General features: G+C 41.5%; 5 protein-coding genes and 1 pseudogene. All 6 read left to right on the forward strand.

Annotated elements, in window-relative coordinates; all coding sequences use genetic code 11:
- The coding region (locus tag ACVC7S_RS08580) for an SIALI-17 repeat-containing surface protein (RefSeq protein WP_447266842.1) at positions 1 to 909 on the forward strand (909 nt) is incomplete at its 5' end.
- Between the two features lie 128 nt (positions 910 to 1037).
- Entirely contained in the window at positions 1038 to 3671 is a 2634-nt protein-coding gene (polA, locus tag ACVC7S_RS08585; protein WP_447266843.1) for a DNA polymerase I, read from the forward strand.
- 113 nt (positions 3672 to 3784) lie between these two features.
- Positions 3785 to 4330: pseudogene (locus ACVC7S_RS08590) on the forward strand (ABC transporter permease); the annotation flags it as partial.
- 37 nt (positions 4331 to 4367) lie between these two features.
- Entirely contained in the window at positions 4368 to 5375 is a 1008-nt protein-coding gene (locus tag ACVC7S_RS08595; RefSeq protein WP_447266844.1) for an ABC transporter substrate-binding protein, read from the forward strand.
- A complete protein-coding gene (locus tag ACVC7S_RS08600; RefSeq protein WP_447266845.1) occupies positions 5375 to 6103 on the forward strand; it encodes an ABC transporter ATP-binding protein in 729 nt (242 codons plus the stop codon). Before ACVC7S_RS08595 ends, ACVC7S_RS08600 begins: the two co-directional genes overlap by 1 nt.
- A gap of 203 nt (positions 6104 to 6306) precedes the next feature.
- Positions 6307 to 9993 (forward strand): Spy0128 family protein (locus tag ACVC7S_RS08605; protein WP_447266846.1); only part of this gene is annotated, 3687 nt, incomplete at its 3' end.

Here is a 9993-nt window from a genome sequence, read left to right on the forward strand (position 1 = left end):
ACTCATTCTCAACTTTCTAGCCAAGACCAAGCTAAACTCACTGCAGCGGACAAGGAAGCAGCCGAGGAAGCTAAGAAGGCAGAGGAAGCTAGGAAAGCAGAAGAAGCTAAGCGTCCAGAAACAAATACCAAGAAACAAGAACTTTTGAAATTAGAGAAAAAAGTTATTAAAATTAAAGAACAAATCTCTGTTTCAAAAATGAATGGTGTTGAAAATAATCAAGTAAAAGAATTGCAACAAGCATTGGCAGACTATGAGGATGCCATTAAGACTCTAAGTAGTGTCATGTCGGCTGTTCTTGAAATTGAAGACTTTAAAGGTGGAGTGAATGCAGTTGAAGCTGCGACTACAGAATTGCCAGAATACAAGCAAGGTGTAAACGCGGTAGAAGCTGCAGTAAATGAACTCCCAGTCTATGCAGAAAGCGGTGCTCCAGCAGTAGTGAATGTTCCAGTCTATGCAGAAAGCGGTGCTCCAGCAGTAGCGAATGTTCCAGTTTATGCAGAAAGCGGTGCTCCAGCAGTAGCGAATGTCCCAGTTTATGCAGAAAGTGGTGCTCCAGCAGTAGCGAATGTCCCAGTTTATGCAGAAAGTGGTGCTCCAGCAGTAGTGAATGTCCCAGTTTATGCAGAAAGCGGTGCTCCAGCAGTAGCCAATATTCCAGCCTATGCTGAAAAGATTGAACCAGCAGTAAACGAAGTTCCAGAATATACTGGCAGTGCGGTTCCTTTGGATACAAATTCTACTCTCGGTACGAAACAAGATCGTACTTACAAAGCTCCTGCAGCAACGGATGAGCAGCTCCTTCCAAATACTGGAAGCCAAGCCACCTCAGCAGTCGGATCGCTCGGATTTATCGGTCTCCTTCTTGGTTTGCTACCATTTGCAAAGAGAAGATTGAACAAATAAATTGCCTAACATCGATACAAGAAAAGGATTCGTAGGATCCTTTTCTTTTTATGGAGAAATAGGGACAAGTCCAAGTTTTTCAGCTCTTTCCGATGGTATTTTTCCTCGCTTTCCTTTATAATGGGTGTATGGACAAGAAAAAATTATTATTAATTGATGGATCTTCTGTTGCCTTTCGAGCTTTTTTTGCGCTTTATCAGCAACTAGATCGGTTTAAAAATGCTAATGGTCTTCATACCAATGCAATTTACGGTTTTCAACTCATGTTGAATCATGTCTTAGAGCGGGTTGAGCCTAGTCATGTTTTGGTAGCCTTTGATGCAGGTAAGACGACTTTCCGAACAGAGATGTATGCAGACTACAAGGGTGGTCGCGCGAAAACTCCAGATGAGTTTCGTGAGCAATTTCCCTTCATACGTGAGTTGCTAGACCATCTTGGAATTCGCCATTATGAGTTGCCACAGTATGAAGCGGATGATATCATCGGGACTCTTGGTCGTTTGGCTGAGAAAGATTCCTTCGATGTGACAATCGTTAGCGGAGACAAGGACTTGATCCAGTTGACCGATGAGCGTACGGTGGTCGAGATTTCCAAGAAAGGTGTGGCTGAGTTTGAGGCCTTTACACCAGCTTACCTTATGGAAAAGATGGGCCTCACACCAGCTCAGTTTATAGATCTCAAAGCCCTCATGGGGGATAAGTCTGATAATATCCCTGGCGTCACTAAAATTGGTGAAAAGACGGGCATCAAGCTCTTGCTGGAACACGGCTCGCTCGAGGGTATTTATGAACATATCGATGGGATGAAGGCTTCTAAGATGAAGGAAAATCTCATCAATGACAAGGAACAAGCCTTCCTGTCTAAAACCTTGGCGACTATTGAGACTCATGCACCTATTGAGATTGGCCTTGATGATTTGGTCTATAGTGGACCAGATGTGGAAAATCTCGGAAAATTCTATGATGAGATGGGCTTCAAACAACTCAAGCAAGCTCTAAATGTTTCATCAACGGATACGCCTGAAAGTTTGGATTTCACTATTGTTGACCACGTCAGTCAAGACATGCTGAGCGCAGACTCTATCTTCCACTTTGAGCTTTTTGGTGAGAATTACCATACAGATGATTTGGTTGGTTTTGCCTGGTCCTGTGGGGATAAACTTTACGCTACAGATAAACTTGAGCTCTTACAGGAGTCGATTCTCAAGGATTTTCTAGAAAAAACACCTCTGAAAGTGTATGACTTTAAGAAAGCGAAGGTTCTTTTAAATCGCTTGGACTTGAACCTGCAGGCCCCTGCTTTTGACAGTCGCTTGGCCAAGTACCTTCTCTCTACTGTCGAGAATAATGAAATTTCAACCATTGCGAGTCTTTATGGTCAGACTTACATAGTCGACGATGAGACCTTTTACGGCAAGGGGGTCAAGAAGGCAATTCCTGAACGGGAAAAATTCTTGGAACACCTAGCTCGCAAGGTTGCGGTATTGGTTGAAACCGAGCCTGTTTTACTTGAAAAACTCGGTGAACATGGACAGTTAGATCTCCTCTATGACATGGAGCAGCCTCTGGCCTTTGTCCTTGCCAAGATGGAAATCGCTGGAATTACGGTCAAGAAAGAGACCTTGCTTGAGATGCAGGCTGAAAATGAGTTTGTCATTGAAAAGCTAACTCAGGAGATTTATGAGCTAGCTGGTGAGGAGTTTAATATCAACTCACCTAAGCAGTTGGGGGTACTTCTCTTTGAAAAGCTCGGTCTTCCTCTAGAATACACCAAGAAAACCAAGACAGGTTACTCGACAGCCGTGGATGTGCTAGAGCGTCTGGCTCCTATTGCGCCAATTGTTAAGAAAATTCTAGACTATCGTCAGATTGCTAAGATTCAATCGACTTACGTGATTGGCTTGCAGGATTGGATTTTGGATGATGGCAAGATTCACACACGCTATGTGCAGGATTTGACTCAGACAGGTCGTCTGTCTAGTGTGGATCCAAACTTGCAAAATATTCCTGTTCGTTTGGAACAAGGCCGCCTCATTCGTAAGGCTTTTGTGCCAGAGTGGGAGGATAGTGTACTACTCAGTTCGGACTATTCACAGATTGAGTTGCGCGTTTTGGCGCATATCTCTAAGGATGAGCACTTAATCAAAGCCTTCCAAGAGGGAGCTGATATCCATACCTCGACAGCCATGCGTGTCTTTGGAATTGAACGTCCTGAGGATGTGACGCCAAACGACCGTCGCAATGCCAAGGCCGTCAACTTTGGAGTGGTTTACGGAATTTCAGATTTTGGATTGGCAAACAATCTTGGTATTAGTCGTAAGAAGGCCAAAGCCTACATTGATACCTATTTTGAACGCTTCCCTGGTATCAAAAATTACATGGATGAAGTCGTTCGTGAGGCGCGTGATAAGGGCTATGTAGAGACCCTCTTCAAGCGTCGTCGCGAGTTGCCAGATATCAATTCGCGCAACTTTAACATTCGTGGTTTTGCAGAGCGAACTGCTATTAACTCCCCTATCCAAGGATCGGCTGCAGATATTCTCAAAATTGCTATGATTCAGCTAGACAAAGCTCTAGTTGAGGGTGGTTATCAGACCAAGATGCTCTTGCAAGTGCATGATGAAATCGTCCTTGAGGTTCCGAAATCAGAACTAGCAGCCGTTAAAGCTCTAGTGAAACAAACCATGGAAGAAGCCATCCAACTCAGTGTTCCCCTTATCGCAGATGAAAATGAAGGGGCAACCTGGTACGAGGCTAAATAAGAAAGTTATGAAAGAGTTTGAAGCATTTATCTTCAAACTCTTTTTCATAGTTTTCTGTAAGTAGTTTCATTGACTTTTCCTTGCATTTGCGTTACTATATTTCCATATAAGATATGGGAGTCTTGATTGCCTGTATCATGGCTGTGCTCATGGATAGTCTCTCTTGGCTCAATGATCTTATCTACCCTATGATGGTGGTTGTCCAGACCATTCCGACCATTGCCATAGCACCTATCTTGGTCTTGTGGCTAGGTTATGGGATATTGCCCAAGATTGTCTTGATTATTCTGACGACAACTTTTCCTATCATCGTCAGTATTTTAGACGGTTTTAGACATTGTGACAAGGATATGCTGACCTTATTTAGTCTGATGCGAGCAAACCCTTGGCAAATCCTGTGGCATTTTAAAATCCCGGTTAGCCTGCCTTACTTTTATGCAGGTCTGAGGGTCAGTGTCTCCTACGCCTTTATCACAACAGTGGTATCTGAGTGGTTGGGAGGCTTTGAAGGACTTGGTGTTTATATGATTCAGTCTAAAAAACTGTTTCAGTATGATACCATGTTTGCCATTATTATTTTGGTGTCGCTTATCAGTCTTTTGGGTATGAAATTGGTCGATGTTAGTGAAAAATATGTGATTAAATGGAAACGTACTTAGAATAGAGCATTTTTGAAAAAGAAAAGAGGAAATGAAAATGAAGAAAACATGGAAAGTGTTTTTAACGCTTGTAACAGCTCTTGTAGCTGTCGTGCTTGTAGCTTGTGGCCAAGGAACTGCTTCTAAGGACAGCAAAGAAGCAGAAGTCAAGAAGATTGACTTTATCCTAGACTGGACGCCAAATACCAACCACACGGGACTTTATGTAGCCAAGGAGAAAGGCTATTTCAAGGAAGCTGGAGTGGATGTTGACTTGAAATTGCCACCAGAAGAAAGCTCATCTGACTTGGTGGTCAATGGCAAGGCGTCATTTGCTATCTATTTCCAAGACTACATGGCTAAGAAATTGGAAAAAGGGGCAGGGATTACTGCCGTTGCCGCTATCGTTGAGCACAATACATCAGGAATCATCTCACGTAAATCTGACAATGTCACCAGTCCAAAAGACTTGGTTGGTAAGAAATACGGGACTTGGAATGACCCAACGGAACTGGCTATGTTGAAAACCTTGGTAGAATCACAAGGTGGAGACTTTGAAAAGGTTGAAAAAGTACCAAACAACGACTCAAACTCGATTACACCAATTGCCAATGGCGTTTTTGACACTGCTTGGATCTACTACGGTTGGGACGGTATCCTTGCCAAATCTCAAGTTGTAGACGCCAACTTCATGTACTTGAAAGACTATGTCAAGGAGTTTGACTACTACTCACCAGTTATCATCGCAAACAACGACTATCTCAAAGACAATAAAGAAGAAGCTCGTAAAGTCATCCAAGCTATCAAAAAAGGCTACCAATATGCCATGGAACACCCAGAAGAAGCGGCTGATATCCTGATCAAGAATGCCCCAGAACTCAAGGAAAAACGTGATTTCGTCATCGAATCTCAAAAATACTTGTCAAAAGAGTATGCTAGCAACAAGGAAAAATGGGGACAATTTGATGCTGATCGCTGGAATGCCTTCTACAAATGGGATAAAGAAAATGGTATCCTCAAGGAAGACTTGACTGATAAAGGATTCACTAACGAATTTGTAAAATAATGACAGAAATTAGACTAGAACATGTAAGCTATGCCTACGACAATGAAAAGATTTTAGAGGACATTAACCTACAAGTGACTTCAGGTGAAGTGGTTTCTATCCTAGGTCCAAGTGGTGTTGGAAAGACTACTCTCTTTAACCTAATCGCAGGGATTTTAGAAGTCCAGTCAGGAAAAATTGTCCTTGATGGAGAGGAGAATCCCAAGGGGCGCGTGAGTTATATGCTACAAAAGAATTTACTCTTGGAGCATAAGACAGTCCTTGGCAATATTATCCTGCCCCTCTTGATTCAAAAGGTTGATAAGGCAGAAGCCATTGCTAGCGCGGATGAAATCCTTGCGACTTTCCAGTTGACAGCCGTAAGGGACAAGTATCCTCATGAACTCAGTGGTGGGATGCGGCAACGTGTGGCCTTGCTCCGTACCTACCTTTTTGGACACAAGCTCTTTCTCTTGGATGAGGCTTTCAGCGCCTTGGATGAAATGACCAAGATGGAGCTCCATGCTTGGTATCTGGAGATTCACAAACAGTTGCAACTGACAACCTTGATTATTACCCACAGTATCGAGGAGGCCCTCAATCTCAGTGACCGCATCTATATCCTAAAAAATCGGCCTGGGCAGATTGTTTCAGAAGTTAAACTAGATTGGTCCCAGAGCGAAGACAAGGAAGTTCAAAAAATTGCCTATAAACGTCAAATCTTAGCGGAATTGGGATTAAATACGTAGCCTTTTAGGAAATTAGTATATATTAAATACAAGCGAAATCCTTGCCTGTATTTTTTGTTTCAAAGCTGATGAACATACATGATTAGGCTTAATATTTAAATGAATAATAAGTTAATATAAAAACTGAATCATTTTAATTGACATTCTGTCAAGGTTCTGTATAATATAATTGAACCATTATAGACAATAAGGAGGATAATGTGGTGAAAAAGAGAACTAGCAAACTCTTTCGTGGCTTGATGGCCTTGCTACTGGTTGTGTCGGTCTTTTTGCCTGCACTAAGACTTAATGGAGTAGTTAGTGCTGCAGAAAAAACTGAATCAGAGTACACTTTGACTACAGAACCGACGATTAATACGAACCGATTAGTCGATCATGCCAAATATGGTGAAGGTAAGTTCTATCTTAAAACAACTTACGCATTCCCAGACAATGTGACTCTGAAAAACGGTGATTTCATGGTTTATCACGTTCCAAATGAGTTTAAAATCGAAGTAGATTCTAGTACAGATTTGAAAGCTCCGAACGGTGAAACGATTGCATCGCTGACAACAGAGAAGGCAACGAATACTGCTAAGATTACAGTAACAAACGAAGAGTACTTTAAGAAGTTTAATGAGAACAAACAAATTGTTGCATCATTTACTGTAGTATGGGCAGACCATGTTGAAAAGAACAAGGAATATGAAATCAACATTCCTGGTGCAGGAGTTTATCATTTGACTCGTATCGTTCCAGACGTTGACCCAACTGGATTTACTAAATGGGGGGTTCAAGACTCAGGTGATCCTAACTATGTAAACTGGCGTATCCGTGTTAACCGCTATGCAAAATCTTACACTGGTGTTAATATCCAAGATACTATTCCGGATGGGCAAGTTCTTGCAAGTGACATTACAGGATACTACTTCCCAGATTGGGAAAATGGTTACGGAAGAACAAAATTGGATAGTGCTCATGTCCAAGTAACCGATAAAAATCATTTTACAATTACACCTAATGGTGATGGAACCTTAGATCATAAAGGGCTTTATATCATGTATCGTACTCGTTTGACTCAACCAGTCAATCCAGTTACTAAACGTGTATTGAACAATGTAACTGTCACTACAAACGAGGAAGCCCAACCAATAGAATTTGAAGGTTTTGCACCAATTACAACTACTGACGGTATTGGTGTAGGTGCCAAATCGGATGAGGTTGCTCTAGAAGTGACTAAGAAACTTAATGGTAAAACTCTTGAAAAAGATGCATTTAGTTTCCAACTGCTAGATGATCAGGGTAATGTTTTACAAACTGTCAAAAATGATGAAAATGGTAAAGTGAAGTTTGAGGCAATCAAATACAAAGAAGCAGGAACTTTTAAATATACCATTAAAGAAGTTAATGATAACAAACCTGGATACACTTATGATGCGAACGTCCTTAAAGCGACTGTAACAGTAGAAGATGTTTTGGGTGAAAAATTAGCGAGCGTTAAATTTGAAGATTCTAAGAAAGAATTTACCAACACATACGCTGTTAAAGAAGCAAAACTTCAACTTGAAGCCAATAAAGTCTTGAACGGTAAAGCTATTGAGGCTGGCCAATTTGAATTTGAGTTGAAAGAAAACGGAACAGTTCTCCACACTGTTTCAAACGATGCAAACGGTAAGATTCAATTCCCAAAACTTACGTTCACAAAAGAAGAAACTCGTACATTCACTATCTCTGAAAAAGCAGGTGATGTAGCCGGAGTTGAATACGATCCAAATGCTTATGAAGTAAAAGTAGTCGTTACAGATAACGGCCAAGGTCAACTTGTTGCAACTGCAACAGGTGCTGACAACCTTACTTTCACGAACGTTTATAAAGCTAAACCAGATAAAAAAACTATCACAGCTACTAAAGTCTTGAACGGTAAAGAGCTTGAAGCTGATAAATACGAATTCGAACTTAAAAAAGGTGAAGAAGTCGTTGCGACAGCTAAAAACGCTGCAGACGGCACCGTTACCTTCAAAGAAATTGAGTTCAATGAAGCAGGTGACTACACTTACACTATCTCTGAAAAAGCAGGTAGTGAAAAAGGTGTGACATACGACACTGCTAAACACGAAGTTAAGGTAAAAGTTACAGATAACGGCCAAGGTCAACTTGTTGCGACTGTAACTGACAACAACCCAACCTTCACCAACACTTATAAAGTAGCTCCAGCAAAAGCCACTATCACAGCTAAGAAAGTCTTGGATGGTAAAGCTCTTGAAGCTGATAAATACGAATTCGAGCTTAAAGAAGGTGACAAAGTCGTTGCAACAGCTAAAAACGCAGCAGACGGTACTGTGACTTTCAAAGACATTGAGTACGCAGCAGTAGAAAACCACACTTACACTATCTCTGAAAAAGCAGGTAGTGAAGGAGGTGTGACATACGACACTGCTAAACACGAAGTTAAGGTAGCAGTTACAGATAACGGTCAAGGCCAACTTGTTGCGGCTGTTACAGGTAACAATCCAACCTTCACCAATACTTATAAAGCAACTCCAGCAAAAGCTACTATCACAGCTACTAAAGTCTTGGGTGGTAAAGTTCTAGAAGCTGATAAATACGAGTTTGAACTTAAAGAAGGTGACAAAGTCGTTGCGACAGCTAAAAACGCTGTCGACGGTACTGTAACTTTCGAAGCTATTGAATACGCAGTAGCAGGCGACCACACTTACACTATCACTGAAAAAGCAGGTAGCGAAGGTGGTGTGACATACGACACTGCTACACATAAAGTGACAGTAAACGTTACAGATAACGGTCAAGGTCAACTTGAGGCGGCTGTTACAGGTAACAACCCAACTTTCACCAACACTTATAAAGCAGCTTCAGCAAAAGCTACTATCACAGCTAAGAAAGTCTTGGATGGTAAGGCCCTTGAAGCTGGTAAATACGAATTCGAACTTAAAGAAGGTGACGAAGTCGTTGCGACAGCTAAAAACGCTACCGACGGTACTGTAACTTTTGAAGATATCAAGTACGCAGCAGCAGGCAACCACACATACACTATCACTGAAAAAGCAGGTAGCGAAGCAGGTGTGACATACGACTCTGCTACACATGAAGTGACAGTAAACGTTACAGATAACGGTCAAGGTCAACTTGTTGCAGCTGTTACAGGTAACAACCCAACCTTCACCAACACTTATAAAGCAGCTTCAACAAGCGCGACAATCAAAGCTAAGAAAGTCTTGAATGGTAAAGAGCTTGTGGCTGATGCTTATACTTTCGAATTGAAAGAAAAAGATGCAGTTGTAGCAGAAGCTAAGAACGCTGCTTCAGGCGAAGTTGTCTTCAACGTCAACTACACAGAAGCAGGCGAGCACACTTACACTATTACTGAGAAATCAGGAACAGAAGCAGGTGTGACATACTCAACAGAATCTCACACAGTTAAAGTGACTGTAGTAGATAACGGTCAAGGTCAATTGGTTGCGACTGTAGAAAATGCGGAAGCAGAACGTGTCTTCACTAACACTTATAAAGAACCAGCTCCAACAGCTACATCAGCAACACTTGAGTTTACGAAAGAATTGACTGGTCGTGCTTTGGTTGATGGTGAATTCCAATTTGAATTGTATGAAGGTACAAAACTACTTGATACAAAAACAAACCAAGGTGGAAAAGTAACATTTAATGCAATCAACTATGATGCAGAAGGTGTTCATACTTATACTGTAAAAGAAGTGAATGCCGGAGCAACTGGTATTACTTACGACACAGAAAAGACTGCAGTGGTAACAGTAACCAAAGATGCAGCAACAAATGCCTTGAAGGCAACTGTTGAATACTCAGCAGGTAGTGTCTTCACGAATAGCTTTAAAGCACCAGCAGTAGAAGCTACGATTGAAGCAACTAAGAAACTTGAA

The organism is Streptococcus sp. Z556 (assembly GCF_053010225.1).

Excerpts from the sequence above, each read along its gene's own strand:
- polA (WP_447266843.1), top strand. The coding sequence starts at position 1,038 with ATGGACAAGAAAAAATTATTATTAATTGATGGATCTTCTGTTGCCTTT.
- ACVC7S_RS08595 (WP_447266844.1), top strand. The coding sequence starts at position 4,368 with ATGAAGAAAACATGGAAAGTGTTTTTAACGCTTGTAACAGCTCTTGTA.
- ACVC7S_RS08600 (WP_447266845.1), top strand. The coding sequence starts at position 5,375 with ATGACAGAAATTAGACTAGAACATGTAAGCTATGCCTACGACAATGAA.